Origin of the sequence: Bradyrhizobium sp. I1.14.4, from assembly GCF_050435825.1 — a bacterium.
GTDB lineage: Bacteria > Pseudomonadota > Alphaproteobacteria > Rhizobiales > Xanthobacteraceae > Bradyrhizobium.
This window is the reverse complement of record NZ_JBNDLA010000009.1, coordinates 1-12,456: the sequence shown is the minus strand read 5'-3', so window position 1 is coordinate 12,456 and position 12,456 is coordinate 1. Positions and strand designations below refer to the sequence as shown.

17 protein-coding genes are annotated in these 12,456 nt (G+C 63.7%); 8 read left to right on the top strand and 9 right to left on the bottom strand.

Annotated features, from left to right (window positions below):
* Positions 1-261: 261 nt before the first annotated feature.
* On the top strand, positions 262-597 hold the full coding sequence (locus ABIB78_RS19445; protein WP_429027969.1) for a YybH family protein: 336 nt from the start codon (positions 262-264) through the stop codon (positions 595-597).
* Between the two features lie 66 nt (positions 598-663).
* Here the strand turns inward: ABIB78_RS19445 and ABIB78_RS19440 are convergent, their stop codons facing one another.
* The 4 genes from ABIB78_RS19440 to fliL are packed head-to-tail and all read right to left on the bottom strand — an operon-like array spanning position 664 to position 3,652.
* Positions 664-1,476, bottom strand: a complete 813-nt coding sequence (locus ABIB78_RS19440) for a MotE family protein (RefSeq protein WP_429027457.1) — start codon at positions 1,474-1,476, stop codon at positions 664-666.
* Positions 1,473-1,946 carry a DUF6468 domain-containing protein gene (locus tag ABIB78_RS19435; RefSeq protein WP_429027454.1) on the bottom strand — a complete coding sequence of 158 codons (474 nt, stop codon included), beginning with the start codon at positions 1,944-1,946 and terminating at the stop codon, positions 1,473-1,475. Before ABIB78_RS19435 ends, ABIB78_RS19440 begins: the two co-directional genes overlap by 4 nt.
* Positions 1,943-3,145 (bottom strand): flagellar motor switch protein FliM, encoded by a 1,203-nt coding sequence (gene fliM / locus ABIB78_RS19430; protein ID WP_429027452.1) that lies wholly within the window; start codon positions 3,143-3,145, stop codon positions 1,943-1,945. The genes ABIB78_RS19435 and fliM overlap by 4 nt, the downstream gene beginning before the upstream one ends.
* Positions 3,146-3,163: 18 nt before the next feature.
* Positions 3,164-3,652 carry a flagellar basal body-associated protein FliL gene (gene fliL, locus ABIB78_RS19425; RefSeq protein WP_429027451.1) on the bottom strand — a complete coding sequence of 163 codons (489 nt, stop codon included), beginning with the start codon at positions 3,650-3,652 and terminating at the stop codon, positions 3,164-3,166.
* Between the two features lie 384 nt (positions 3,653-4,036).
* Between fliL and flgF the strand changes: the two genes are divergently transcribed.
* From flgF to ABIB78_RS19395, 6 genes are all read left to right on the top strand, one after another.
* Positions 4,037-4,801: a flagellar basal-body rod protein FlgF gene (flgF, locus tag ABIB78_RS19420; RefSeq protein WP_429027449.1), complete on the top strand. Its 765-nt coding sequence runs from the start codon at positions 4,037-4,039 to the stop codon at positions 4,799-4,801.
* Positions 4,802-4,817: 16 nt separating this feature from the next.
* Positions 4,818-5,606: a flagellar basal-body rod protein FlgG gene (gene flgG, locus ABIB78_RS19415; protein WP_429027447.1), complete on the top strand. Its 789-nt coding sequence runs from the start codon at positions 4,818-4,820 to the stop codon at positions 5,604-5,606.
* A 2-nt stretch (positions 5,607-5,608) separates the two neighbouring features.
* Positions 5,609-6,664 (top strand): flagellar basal body P-ring formation chaperone FlgA, encoded by a 1,056-nt coding sequence (gene flgA / locus ABIB78_RS19410; protein ID WP_429027446.1) that lies wholly within the window; start codon positions 5,609-5,611, stop codon positions 6,662-6,664.
* Between the two features lie 5 nt (positions 6,665-6,669).
* Positions 6,670-7,422: a flagellar basal body L-ring protein FlgH gene (flgH, locus tag ABIB78_RS19405; protein ID WP_429027444.1), complete on the top strand. Its 753-nt coding sequence runs from the start codon at positions 6,670-6,672 to the stop codon at positions 7,420-7,422.
* Positions 7,423-7,847: 425 nt separating this feature from the next.
* Positions 7,848-8,291 (top strand): hypothetical protein, encoded by a 444-nt coding sequence (locus ABIB78_RS19400; protein WP_429027443.1) that lies wholly within the window; start codon positions 7,848-7,850, stop codon positions 8,289-8,291.
* A 99-nt stretch (positions 8,292-8,390) separates the two neighbouring features.
* Positions 8,391-8,684, top strand: a complete 294-nt coding sequence (locus tag ABIB78_RS19395) for an antibiotic biosynthesis monooxygenase (RefSeq protein WP_429027440.1) — start codon at positions 8,391-8,393, stop codon at positions 8,682-8,684.
* A gap of 42 nt (positions 8,685-8,726) precedes the next feature.
* On the opposite strand, the gene ABIB78_RS19390 is transcribed toward ABIB78_RS19395, so the two are convergent.
* From ABIB78_RS19390 to ABIB78_RS19370, 5 genes are all read right to left on the bottom strand, one after another.
* Positions 8,727-9,230: an N-acetyltransferase family protein gene (locus tag ABIB78_RS19390; RefSeq protein WP_429027439.1), complete on the bottom strand. Its 504-nt coding sequence runs from the start codon at positions 9,228-9,230 to the stop codon at positions 8,727-8,729.
* A 40-nt stretch (positions 9,231-9,270) separates the two neighbouring features.
* Positions 9,271-9,717, bottom strand: a complete 447-nt coding sequence (locus ABIB78_RS19385) for a DUF1801 domain-containing protein (protein ID WP_429027437.1) — start codon at positions 9,715-9,717, stop codon at positions 9,271-9,273.
* Positions 9,718-9,763: 46 nt separating this feature from the next.
* Complete coding sequence (locus ABIB78_RS19380) at positions 9,764-9,997, bottom strand: hypothetical protein (protein ID WP_429027967.1); 234 nt, start codon at positions 9,995-9,997, stop codon at positions 9,764-9,766.
* Positions 9,998-10,221: 224 nt separating this feature from the next.
* Complete coding sequence (locus ABIB78_RS19375) at positions 10,222-10,653, bottom strand: SRPBCC family protein (RefSeq protein ID WP_429027435.1); 432 nt, start codon at positions 10,651-10,653, stop codon at positions 10,222-10,224.
* Positions 10,650-10,973, bottom strand: coding sequence for an ArsR/SmtB family transcription factor (locus ABIB78_RS19370; protein WP_429027433.1), 324 nt, complete (start codon positions 10,971-10,973; stop codon positions 10,650-10,652). The genes ABIB78_RS19375 and ABIB78_RS19370 overlap by 4 nt, the downstream gene beginning before the upstream one ends.
* 523 nt (positions 10,974-11,496) lie before the next feature.
* On the opposite strand from ABIB78_RS19370, the gene ABIB78_RS19365 reads away from it, so the two are divergent.
* Positions 11,497-12,243 (top strand): carbonic anhydrase, encoded by a 747-nt coding sequence (locus tag ABIB78_RS19365; protein WP_429027431.1) that lies wholly within the window; start codon positions 11,497-11,499, stop codon positions 12,241-12,243.
* Positions 12,244-12,456: the final 213 nt, after the last annotated feature.

The window sequence follows — 12,456 nt, the reverse complement described above, 5'->3', positions numbered from 1 at the left end:
CTTTGGCAATGTCTGCGATGGCTCGGTCGCAACGACCTTCGCGCCGTTCGGCGCGGATGTACCCCAAGGGGCAACAAGAAGGGGGCGCAAGCCGCCTTAGCCCGCCTATATCGGCGAAGGATCGTGACTGGTCAGGCCGGCGATTTGCGGAAGCGAGCCTTGTGCCAGCCTGTCCTTTGCACTGGATCGGGAGACTTGGCGAACTCGGCCGGACGGGCATCGAAGCGGTTAAGCCGCCATGTTGATTGGCAATAATGATTTATCGCAACGCGGAAGCAGCACTGCTGCCTCACTCGCTGGAGCAAAGCCTTCGCTGACGCCGACCTTGACGGTATCGTCAATCTCTATGCCCCGGAAGCGACGATGATCGGAACGTTCGGCAAGGTCGTCATGACGAAGCCGGAGCAAATCCGCAAATACTTCGAAGTGGCGATCCTCAATTCGCGTCCCAACACCGTGGCCCTGCAAAGCGCAGAGACTCTGCTGGTCGACGAGAACACGGTGGTGCTTGCCGGGTTCGATACCATCTCCGGTGTCATGAAGGATGGCCAGCCTTATAGCAGCCTCGGCCGCGTCACATTCGTGATCGCGAAGTAAGCCTCGGATTGGAAGATCGTCCATCTGCACCGGTCTCCACTTCCGAAAACCTGACGACAGACTCTGTCAATTCGTCTTCGGCGCGAGCATCTTGCCTTCGATCTTGGGAAGATCGTCAGTTGACGCCGACTTGTCGCCGCTGGCGCGGCGGGCGAGCTCGACCGTGAGCCGCTCGGCGGCCTCGGGCTGCATCAGGCCGAGGATGTCGGACATCTTGCGCGGCTGGATCTGCGAGGCGATCTGGTAGAGCACGTTCATTTCCAGACGATCGAACACCTTGGCCGCGTCCTTCGGCTTCATGTTCTCGTACATGGTGACGATGCCCTTGAAGCGGGCGGCGTCGGCTTCCGCCTTGGCCGCCGCATCGGCATTCGTCTTGGCATCGTTGGCCTTGGCCTCCTCGACCTTGGCCTCGATGCGCTTCTCGGCCGCCTTCAACAGGCTCTCGCGGATCTCGACCTCGCGGGCGCGCGTCTCGAGCTCCTGGCGGCGCGACTGCAGCCGTTCCAGGATCGCGCGCTCCGATGCCGATACCGGCGCGGGCGCATCCAGATTGATCACCACCCCGTCGGGCTTCGACGGCTCCGCGGCCGGTGCGGCCGGCTTCGGCGCCTCGTCCTTCTTCGCGTCCTTGCCCTCGACCGATCCCGTGATGTCGTTGGGATCGGCCTTGATCTTGCTGTCGGCCACCGCCTTGGGAGCGCCGGGGAAGTTGAAGTTCTGCTGCGCCCAAGACGGGCCGGCCGGGCCGGCCGGCGGCGCATCGTCGGCAAACACGTAACCGCCATCGAGCACGAGGCCCGCGACCTTCAGCACCATCAGGCCGAAGATCGCGACCAGCACCACAGGCATCACTCTGATGTCACGAAGCAACTTCATGCAGCGAGGCCGCCGGCCCTCCTGCGCTCGGTGAAGGCTTCAGCCGCCGCGGCAACCGCGCGCGCGGCGGAAACCCTGGGCGCCGGCGCCACTGGCGGGGCAGGCGCAGCTGCTTGTGCCGGTGCGTGCGCGGGCTCCGGCGGCCGCGCGGCCAGCGCGATCTTGGACAGCCGGCGCACCACGTGGTCACCTTCCGCGAGCTGGTTTCTCAACTGCGCCGACATCTGCGTCGCCGCGTCGAGCTGGTTGCCGAGGTTCTCGTTGACGTCGCGCACCGCGTGCTTCAACCCGCCGATCGCCCGCTCGGCGATCTCGGTCGCGGTGATCAATTCGGCGATGACAGCCTTCAGCGAATGCTCGTCCGCCTTCAGCCGCTGCAGCCGCTTGTTGAGCAGCCAGCAATAGCCGATCGTCAGCATCAGCAGCACGGCCACCAGACTCTCGATTGCTAGTCCAAGCACATGACTCATGGTGCCTCCATCATCTTGGTCCGCTCGTCCGCCTTCTCGAACATCGCGAAGGTGGTTTGGGGTTTACGCAAATTCTTGGTGACGCGGATCGCGACCCGGTCGCCGACGCGGCCCATGCGGCCTTCCGTCAGGGTGACGTTGCCGCAACGGACCGAGACCAGCGCGTCGGAGCGGATATCCAGCGGCAGCGTGTCGCCGACCTTGAGCTTCATCAGCTCCTTCAGCGGGATATCGGCCTCGTACAGCACCGCATCGACTGAAATCTCGGCCTGCGCGACCTCGGTGGCGAAATGGCCTTCCCAGATCGGGTCGCGGCCGAATTTTTCGCCCATGAACATCTGCAACAGCACGTTGCGGATCGGTTCGATGGTGGCGTAGGGCAGCAGCAGTTCGACATTGCCGCCGCGGTCTTCCATGTCGATGCGCAGGCGGACCAGGATCGCGGCATTCGCCGGACGGCTGATCGCGGCAAAGCGCGGATTGGTTTCGAGGCGGTCGATCGAGAACGTGACCGGCGACAGCGGCCGGAACGCCTGCTCGGCATCCGACAGCACCACCTCGACCAGCCGCTTTACCAGATTGGTCTCGATCGTGGTGTAGGGCCGGCCCTCGATCTTGAGCTGGGTCTGGCCGCGGCGACCGCCGAGCAGCACGTCGATCATCGAATAGATCAGGTTGGAGTCGACCATGGCGAGGCCGAAATTCTCCCACTCCTCCGCCTTGAACACCGAGAGCACCGCCGGCAGCGGGATCGAGTTCATGTAGTCGCCGAAGCGCACCGAGGTGATGCGGTCGAGCGAGACTTCGACGTTGTCGGAGGTGAAATTGCGCAACGATGTCGTCATCAACCGCACCAGGCGGTCGAACACGATTTCGAGCATCGGCAGACGCTCGTAGGACACCATCGCCGAATCGATGATGGCGCGGATGCCGGAATGATCGTCGAGGCTGACGTCGCCGACGGTGAAGCCGAGGAGATTGTCGATCTCCTCCTGCGACAGCACGCGCTCGCCGTTGGTGTTCTTGCCGCCGAAGTCGCGGCTGCCGTCCTCGACCATGGCGGCCCATTGCAGCGCCATGTTCTCGGTGAGCTCGTTCTTGGCAGCTTCCGCCGCGGCCGCCGCGGGATCCTCGGAATCGAGCGAGGCCTCCCACTGGGCCGCAATGGCGTCCTGGTCCATCTGGTCGTTGCCGGCCATGGCTTTACATCCACCCCGTCACTGGATCACGACTTCCTTGAACAGCACCGCGTTCACCTGGTTGGGCGCCAGCGCGAGATTGACGCGCTTGGTCAGTTCCTCCTTGAGGCGGAATAGGCCGGCCGAGCCGTTGAGGTCGCTCGGACGCAGCTCGCGCATATAGGTCTGGAACAGGTCGGTGACGCGCGGCAGCGCCGGCTTGATCGCCTCGGCCTGCTTCTCTTCCTTGATCTCGAGCACGAGCTTCAGCTTGAGATATTGCACGCGTTCGCCGGGGGCGCCGACCAGATTGACCAGCATGTCCGGCACGTCGACGAAGCTCGGCGGCTTCGGCGGCGGCGCTTCGGCATGCTGTTCCTCACCGTGGCCGCGCATGAAGAAGAACCATCCACCCGCGCCCGCGCCGAGCACGACGAGGAAGCCGACGACGGCAATGATCAGCTTGAACTTGCCCTTCTTCGGAGCGGCCGCGCCCTCGCCGCCTTCCGTCTTTTCCTCGTCCGCCATCGTCCGCTCGCTTCAACCTGAAGGATGCGAACGCGATTTGCCCCAGCTTTGGCCTGAAGACGCGATACAAATGCCGCCGGCGCACACGCGCCCCAATGCCGGCAACGCTAGGGTCGTAATGGTTAACGGAAGCTTAGGATTTACCTTCCACTAGGAAAAAACTGCCGGGCAAACATGGTCAACAAGACCTTTCTGCCGCCCTTCACGGTGCCTGGCCAAACAGCTAACCCATTCAAACACCTTGTTATTTCGAGTTGGCACGGCTTTCGCTGAGAGGACGGCGTAGTCAGAGGGTTTGGGAGAACCCGATGGTTGCCGCCGGTCCGGCGTGAAGGTTTGGGAGAACCTTTCGCAATCGGATCACCTCACAGGGGAGAACCGCCGATGCAGAATACGCTTCTGGTCGGACTATCGAAGCAGATGGTGCTGGAACGACAGATGGATGTCGTTTCCAACAACATCGCGAACATGAACACCAACGGCTACAAGGCCGACCGGTCGCTGTTCCAGGAATATCTGTCCTCGAACGCGCATGAGGACAATTTCGCGTCCTCCGACCGCCGCGTCTCCTTCGTGCAGGACCGCGCGACCTTCCACGACTTCTCGCAGGGCCCGACCGAAGAAACCAGGAACCCGCTCGACGTCGCGATCGACGGCAATGCCTTCCTGGTGGTGCAGACGCCGGCCGGCGAGCGCTACACCCGGGAAGGCAATCTGCAGATCAACAATCGCGGCCAGCTGGTCACCGCCTCGGGCTACCAGGTGCTCGGCACCGCCGGCCCGATCACGTTCCAGCAGACCGACCATGACGTCAACATCGCCACCGACGGCAACATCTCCGTGCTCGAGGGCACGTCCCGCCTCGACTCGATCCGCGGCAAGCTGCGGCTGGTGTCGTTCGCGCAGGCCCAGCGCCTGCTGAAGGAGGGCTCCAACCTCTATGCGCCGGGCGAAGGCGCGGCGCCGCTGCCGGACACCAAGGCCCAGATCCGCCAGGGTTTCATCGAGAAGGCGAACGTCAATTCCGTCGTCGAGATGAGCCGCATGATCGAGATCACGCGGACCTACACCCAAATCGCCTCGCTGCTGCAGCAGCAGAGCGACCTGCACAAATCGGCGATCGAGAAGCTCGCCGACGTGCCGAACTGATCCGGGGGACTGACCAATGCGCGCACTTTATACTGCTGCGACCGGGATGGCGGCACAGGAACTCAGCGTTCAGGTGATCTCCAACAACATCGCGAACCTGCGCACCACCGGCTACAAGAAGCAGCGCGCCGCGTTCCAGGACCTGATCTACGACCATGTGCGCCGGGTCGGCGCGCAGGCCTCCGACCAGAACACCATCATGCCGATGGGCATCGACCTCGGCGGCGGCGTAAAGACCGTCGGCACGCCGCGGATGATGACCCAGGGCACGCTGTCGCCGACCGGCAACGATCTCGACATCGCGATCCGCGGCGAAGGCTTCTTCAAGATCCTGATGCCGGACGGCACCTTCAACTACACCCGCGACGGCTCGTTTCAGATGGACAACCAGGGCCGCATCGTCAATGCGCAGGGCAATTTGCTGCAGCCGACGATCACGATCCCGCAGAATGCCTCGGGCCTCACCATCAATGCGCAGGGCCAGGTCTCGGTGACGCTGCCCGGCCAGACCGCATCGACCAATGTCGGACAGATCGGCCTGACCCGCTTCATCAACAAAGCCGGGTTGATGCCGATCGGCGACAATCTGTTTTCGGAAACGCCGGCCTCCGGCCAGCCGCAGGACGGCATCGCCAACACCGACGGCTATGGCGACATGCAGCAGAGCAACCTCGAACAGGCCAATGTCGAGGTCGTCTCGGAAATCTCCGACCTGATCGCCGCCCAGCGCGCCTATGAGATGAACTCGAAGGTGGTCTCCGCCGCTGACCAGATGATGCAGTCGACCTCCAACCTGTTCCGCTGAGGATGATGTCGATGATCGCTCGCTCATTCCTGATCGCAGCCGCGCTCCTCGCGGCCACCGCGGCGCCATCAGCCGCGCAAAGCCGCAGCGAGACCATCGCGGTGCCGACGCTGCGCGCCAGCATCACGGTCGCGGACGACATCGTGCGGGTCGGTGACCTCATCGACAATGCCGGCAGCGCCGGCAGCATCGCGATCTACCGCGCGCCGGACCTCGGCACCACCGGCACGCTGCCGGTCGCGCAAGTGCTGAACGTGTTGCGCACCCACCAGGTGATCGGCGTCGATACCCGCGAGCTAAAGGAGATCACGGTCACGCGGCTTGCGCGCACCATCGACGCCAAGGAGATCGAGCAGCAGGCGTCGCGCGCGCTGGAGGGCCGCCACGGGCTCGGCAAGGCCGGCAATATCGCACTGACGTTCGACCGCGATCCCGGCGACCTCCGCCTCGAGGCTACCAATACCGGCGCGATGCAGCCGATCGCCGTGCGCTACGATCCGCGCTCGACGCGCTTCGACGTCACTTTCGAAATCAGCAACGACGCCGGCTCGGCGCCGTACAAGCTGCGCCTCACCGGCACCGCGATCGAGACCATCGAGGCCGCCGTGCTGACGCGCAATGTCGAGCGCGGCGACGTGCTGAAGGCCTCCGACGTCGTGGTCGAGCGGCGCCCGAAAGCCGAAATCGGCAACGACGCGGCGGTGCGCGACAGCGCCGTCGGCATGCAGGTCCGCCGCCAGCTCCGCACCGGCCAGGCGCTGCGCGTCGCCGACATGGCGAAACCCGATCTCGTCACCCGCGACCAGAATGTCACGCTGATCTACCGCACTGCCGGCATCTACCTCACCATCCGCGGCAAGGCGATGGATGGCGGCGCCGAGGGCGACGTCGTCAGTGTGATGAATTTGCAGTCCAAGCGCGCCGTCTCCGGCGTCGTCACCGGCCGCGGCGAGGTCTCGATCTCGGTCTCGACCCCGCGCACAGCACCCGGCGCCGACGCCACGTCGTCAGATTCCGCTCCCGTCAAGCTGAGTTCAGTCGCACCAAACGCCGAGTAAAGTTCATGTCCCAGTACCGTATCAACCGCCTCATCCTGACCGGTGCGCTGTTCGCACTCGGAACGATCGTCAGCGGTTGCTCGTCGATCGACCGCCTCTCCCAGATCGGTGAAAAGCCGAAGTTGACGGAGATCGAGAACCCGACCGCGCAGCCCGGCTACAAGCCGGTGCAGATGCCGATGCCGAAGCCCGAGGTCGCCTCCTACAGTCCGAACTCGCTGTGGCGCAGCGGCTCCCGCGCCTTCTTCAAGGACCAGCGCGCCGCGCGCGTCGGCGACATCCTGACTGTCACGGTGAATTTCACCGACAAGGCCGCGATCGCCAACGAGACCCAGCGCAGCCGCACCAATACCGAGGATTCCGGGGTGACCAATTTCCTGGGCTCGCAGACCATCACGCAGGCCAACAAGATCCTGCCCGGCCGCATTCTGACCGCCGATTCGACGGCCTCGAGCGACGGCAAGGGCTCGGTCAATCGCCAGGAAGCGTTGCAGACCAACGTCGCCGCCGTCGTCACCCAGGTGCTGCCGAACGGCAATCTCGTGGTCGAGGGCAAGCAGGAGATCCGCGTCAACTTCGAAATCCGCGAGCTGATCGTGGCCGGCATCGTGCGCCCGGAGGACATCCAGAGCGACAACACCATCGACTCCTCGAAGATCGCCCAGGCCCGCATCGCCTATGGCGGCCGCGGCCAGATCACCGACGTGCAACAGCCGCGCTACGGCCAGCAGGTTCTCGACGTGCTCTTGCCCTTCTAGCGGCACGATCCCGAAATATGCGAACCGGTTTCCGGAACAGGATCATGCCTGAGTAAGACCTTCACGAGCTCCCACATCTCGTCGCGAACCTAGGCGCGGCGCGGTGTATCAACACGGCCCTCGCCAGCTCCCCTGGCGAGGGCCGTGGCGTTTAGAGCGTTTTCGAGCGAAGTGGGCGCCGGTTCGCGTGAAGAAAACGCGTCAAAACAAACCAAGAGCCCCGTTCCGATTCAATCGGAACGGAAAAGGCTCTTGTGACCGGTCGCATGCACTCGCGCGATCTCGCGCACCAGTCCGATACCTCTTGGCGCAAGTCGCACGATCCCCTTCTCGGTTCGTTAACCCTTGCGACAACCCGCAGTAGCAGTCCTACCGCTTGCAACGTAGGGAGAGGACAACGCAGGGTTTCTGTTTGTATGACGATCATGCAAAGAGACGGACAATATACGGCGTGGTTCCGGACGCCGCACGGCGAAGGTACCGGAATAGTCCGGCTGGCAAATGGCAGGATCAGCGGCGGCGACGCCATGTTCATCTATGGCGGCACCTATCAGCTCGACGAGGACCGCTTCACGGCGGTCCTGACGACGCACCGATATGCCGATGGTCCGTTCACCACCGTGTTCGGATGTGACGAGGTCGAGGCGCAGCTGACGGGCTCCTTCAGCGGCAACCGCGCGGTGTGCTCGGGCACGGCCAAGCAGGCCCCCGGCGTGCTGTTCGAGGCCACGCTGTTTCTCCAGCAACCGGAATCTGCGCCCGCGCCGCGGCCAACATCGCCGCCGCCATCTGCCGATCTCGCACGGCTGCCGAGGCTCACGGCCGATCGCCGTACACCAAATCCGTTCGTGGCCAGGCGCTTCGTCTGATCCGCACCCGTTCCCGATAGCGTCCGCGACCGAGCCGGCGTACGATCGCGCATGCGCGCCAAGCGCGCCCCGATCGATCGAGCCGGAAGGAGCAAGCTCATGTATGCCGCCATCCGTCAGGCCAAGGCAAAGACCGGCACCGCCGAAGAACTCGCGCGCCGGATCAAGGAAGGCGCGATCCCGATCATCAGCGACGTCGAGGGCTTCATGGCCTATTACGTGGTCTATGCCGGCGACGACACCGTCACCGCGATCAGTGTCTTCAACAATCATGCCGGCGCCGAGGAAGCCAACCGCCGCGCGCTGGCCTGGATCGACGACAATCTCGGTCCCTTGCTGGTCGGGCAGGCCACTGCCGTTTCAGGTCCGGTCATCGTGCATACGAAGGCATGACGGCCGCAACCGTGGTTGCGGGTCCAGTCCGGTTACGCCCGGCTATGGCCGGGCGTCGGACCTGTCGCTCAGGACAATGAAGATCTTGCCGTCGAGATCGTATCGTGCGACCTCGCGCATGCCGAGCCGCAGATGCGCCTTGAGCGAGCGTGGATTGTCTTCCCTGATGAAGAGGATTGCCTCGCGGCCGGGAAATGTCGCCTGAAGCTTCGCGTACAACGCGTCAAGGACTCCAAGGCCGCGTGCGTCCGGGGAGACGCACACCGGACCGTACACATACGCATTGGGACCGCCAGGCCAGGCCTTCAACATGGCCTGCACCGGCGGGGTCTCGCCAAATCCCTTTTCCGACGTCAGGAGCGCGCCCAGCAACCTGCCCTCTTCGTCGGTCGCGACGACGATCGGTTGCCCGCTTGAAATGCGTGTCTCGATCACCTTGCGCGGCCATTGCCCGAGCAGCATGCCGCCGCGGGCGCCGCTGTTGGCCTCAAGCAGCGCGGAGACGGATTCCGCATCCGACGATGTGGCGAGCCTGGTGTTGATCATCTCGGTTCGATCGGGTCAGCGGGCCGCATGCCGGCCCAGCTCACGCCCTCTTCTTCGCCGCCGCGCGGGTCCCCGCGGCCGCCTTGTTCGCCGGCTTCTTCGCAGGTTTCTTCGCAGGCTTCCTGGATTTGGCCTGGTTGAGCTCGATCGCGGCGCGGATCAGGGCCTTCAGCGCCGGGGCGTTGATCTTGTCGCCCTCGAACAGATCGATCGCGCGCCGTACATTGCCCTCGAAGCCGGTGTTGAACAGCTTGTCGGGGTCCGGGAGCTGCGCGCCATACATGAAAGTCAGCTTGACCTTGCCCTTGTGAGCGTTGCCGACCGCGATGATGCCGTCGCGCGACCACACCGGGCTGCCCATCCACTTCCACTCCTCGATGATATCAGGGTCGGAAGCGAGGATGCTCTTGCGCAGGCTGGCGAGGGTCTTGCCGCGCCAGTCGGTGAGATCTTCGATCATCTGGTCGATACGTTCCGATGCCGTCATGTCTGCCTCGCGTTCCTCGCCTGCTCCGAGCAATCACACCATGCAATCACACTTGTGAGCCCGAGGTCGATCCCCCATGCACGCGCCGCGGCGTCAGATAGGGCAACGCGAACAAATACAGGCCGCTGAGCAGCATGAAGATCAGCGGGAACAGCGCCAGCAGGCCGATCCAGACGGCCTGCTGCTGCACGACCATCGCGATGATGTTGAGGATGACGGCGACCGTGAAGGCGATCGAGAGCCAGCGGTGAAATTGCCTGATCCAGTTGTTCCAGTTCAATGGGACCTCCCGTTGGGTGATGTTCGGTAGAACCGTCATTGCGAGCAGCTCACGACAAAATTGCAAAGCAATTTTGCGCTGAAGCGACGAAGCAATCCATCTATCCGTGTATGCGGCAGCACGATGGATTGCTTCGCGGAAGCCTGTCATCGGGCGGCGCTGCGCGCCGACCCGTTGGCTTGCAATGACGAGAGAGAGAGAGAGAGAGAGAGAGAGAGAGACGGTCAGCCTTCGCGCACCAGCAGCTGATCGAGATTCTCAAGGAACTGCTTCCACCCGGCATGGGCGCCGCCATAGGCCTGCTTTTGATGCGGCTGGAAGCCGGACTGCTCGACGCGCAGGTGGGTGCCGGTGCGCGTAGGCGTCAGCGTGAAGACCACCACGCTCTCGAGATTGTAGGCGGCGTCCTCATGCGCGAAATTCCAGGTGTAGGACAGCGTCTTGTGCGGCTCGACGGCGAGCACCTTGCAGTCCAGCACGCCGCCCCATTCGCCGCGCAGATTGAAGCTGTGCCCGACCTCGGGCTTGAAGTCGTTCTTCATCAGCCACTCCTCGATCAGATGCGGTTGCGTCAGTGCGCGCCAGAGCTTTTCCGGCGGATGGGCAAATTCGCGCTCGACGATCGCGGCGCGCGTTTCAGCGGTGGTCTTGTTCATTGGTCCATCCTTTTGAGAAGATCTTCGAGGTGGTCGAACCGGTTCTGCCAGAAGCCCGCCATCTGGCTGGTCCAGTCGATCAGCGGCGCCAGCGCGCCGAGTTGCGCGCTGTAATGCGTCTGCCTTCCTTCATGGCGGTCGCGCACCAGCCCGGCATGCTTCAGCACACCGAGATGCTTCGACACCGCCGGCTGCGAAATCTTCGCACGCACCGTCAGCGCGCCGACGGTCTGCTCGCCCTCGCGGCACAGGCGCTCGAAGATGGCCCGACGGGTCGGGTCTGCGAGGGTTCGAAACAGCACATCATGAGCGTCCGGCATTTGCAATCAATAACCCCACGGTTATGGATTAATGTATAACGAGCCAGCTATGGGTGAGTCAAGCGGGATCTCCAGCGATCTAAGGTTGGTGAAATACTTGCTGCTCAGCGCTCCCGGTCCTGACACTGGACGTTCCCGTTATTCATAACCCACTGGTTATTCGCCGGCGTCGCTTTTGCCCGATCGACGACTCGGACTGGCAGGATGGGTGGAGCGAAGCGATGCCCTTCCTGCAGGCGGTCAATCCGGATCAATTCGTTCGGCTTTTCAGAATTTCGCTTGGCGTCTGACCCAACTCAGATGTTCATTGCTTGCGTCTCACCCGATACGAGGGGCGGGTCGCGATCGTCACGAACGCGGTGTGGGATGCGGTGGACGCGGAATGCGCGACTGACGAGAGCGCGTGAGGCGGACGGCAAAGTCGTGGTCCCTCGACGCGGGTCTGAAATCGTGTCGTTGCGAAGCCACAGCCCATGACCTACAAATATCGCGCGGAAGCGGTCCTTGTTCACGGAGAACCTTGATGTGCCAGATCTGCGAAGTCACTCCCGGCCAAACCTCCCGGCGCCGCTTCCTCGCCGCCGCGGCATGCACCGCCGGCCTTGCCTTTGCGCGGCCGATTTCCGCCAAGGAGACAAAACGACCCCCGAAGCCAGAGAACGTGCTGGCGCCGGACGCGGCACTTGACCGGCTGGTGAAGGGCAATCTGCGCTATGTCGACGGCGTCTCGCGGCGGCATGATTTCAAGCACGAGCGCGAGGCGCTGGCCGGCGGACAGAATCCGTTCGCCGGCATCCTGAGTTGCGCGGACTCCCGCATCGCACCGGAATACGCCTTCGACACCGGCCGCGGCGATCTGTTCGTCTGCCGCGTCGCCGGCAATTTCGCCAGCGACGAGACGATCGCAAGCCTCGAATATGCTTCGCTCGTGCTCGGCGCGCCGCTGTTCATGGTGCTCGGACATGACAGCTGCGGGGCAGTCGACGCCGCCATCAAGTCGCTGAAGGACAACACCACCCTGCCCGGCCATCTGCCCTCGCTGGTCAATGCGATCGAGCCGGCCGTGAAGGCGACCGAGGGCAAGCCGGGCGACCGGCTCGCCAACGCCATCCGGCAAAACGTCATCGATAACGTCGCGAAGCTCAAATCGGCGACGCCGATCCTCAGCGCCGCGGTCGATCAGGGCAAGCTCAGGATCGTCGGCGCGGTCTATCGGTTGACCGACGGCAAGGTCGAGCTGGTCACGGACGCCAAGCGGCCCGCGACTTGAAAGTCAGGTGAACGCCGATCCGCACACTCAATGTCGTCCCTGCGAAAGCAGGGACCCATACCCCGCGGCGGATGTCGTGAACGGCGCTCGTCGTTCCGGCGACGCGCAACAACCAACGTTCGTGGTTGATGGGGTGGACGGCCCCCTACGGCATCAGTTGTGCCAGAATGAGGTTGTTGCAAATCTCAGACAAGGGAGCCGTCCGTGAGAGAG

Coding starts and splice junctions, on each gene's coding strand:
- fliM (WP_429027452.1), bottom strand. CDS start 3,145: ATGGCCGGCAACGACCAGATGGACCAGGACGCCATTGCGGCCCAGTGG.
- ABIB78_RS19440 (WP_429027457.1), bottom strand. CDS start 1,476: ATGAAGTTGCTTCGTGACATCAGAGTGATGCCTGTGGTGCTGGTCGCG.
- ABIB78_RS19385 (WP_429027437.1), bottom strand. CDS start 9,717: ATGACGGCATCGGAACGTATCGACCAGATGATCGAAGATCTCACCGAC.
- fliL (WP_429027451.1), bottom strand. CDS start 3,652: ATGGCGGACGAGGAAAAGACGGAAGGCGGCGAGGGCGCGGCCGCTCCG.
- ABIB78_RS19435 (WP_429027454.1), bottom strand. CDS start 1,946: ATGAGTCATGTGCTTGGACTAGCAATCGAGAGTCTGGTGGCCGTGCTG.
- ABIB78_RS19390 (WP_429027439.1), bottom strand. CDS start 9,230: ATGATCAACACCAGGCTCGCCACATCGTCGGATGCGGAATCCGTCTCC.
- ABIB78_RS19395 (WP_429027440.1), top strand. CDS start 8,391: ATGTATGCCGCCATCCGTCAGGCCAAGGCAAAGACCGGCACCGCCGAA.
- ABIB78_RS19400 (WP_429027443.1), top strand. CDS start 7,848: ATGCAAAGAGACGGACAATATACGGCGTGGTTCCGGACGCCGCACGGC.
- flgG (WP_429027447.1), top strand. CDS start 4,818: ATGCGCGCACTTTATACTGCTGCGACCGGGATGGCGGCACAGGAACTC.
- ABIB78_RS19370 (WP_429027433.1), bottom strand. CDS start 10,973: ATGCCGGACGCTCATGATGTGCTGTTTCGAACCCTCGCAGACCCGACC.
- flgA (WP_429027446.1), top strand. CDS start 5,609: ATGATGTCGATGATCGCTCGCTCATTCCTGATCGCAGCCGCGCTCCTC.
- flgF (WP_429027449.1), top strand. CDS start 4,037: ATGCAGAATACGCTTCTGGTCGGACTATCGAAGCAGATGGTGCTGGAA.
- ABIB78_RS19365 (WP_429027431.1), top strand. CDS start 11,497: ATGTGCCAGATCTGCGAAGTCACTCCCGGCCAAACCTCCCGGCGCCGC.
- ABIB78_RS19375 (WP_429027435.1), bottom strand. CDS start 10,653: ATGAACAAGACCACCGCTGAAACGCGCGCCGCGATCGTCGAGCGCGAA.
- flgH (WP_429027444.1), top strand. CDS start 6,670: ATGTCCCAGTACCGTATCAACCGCCTCATCCTGACCGGTGCGCTGTTC.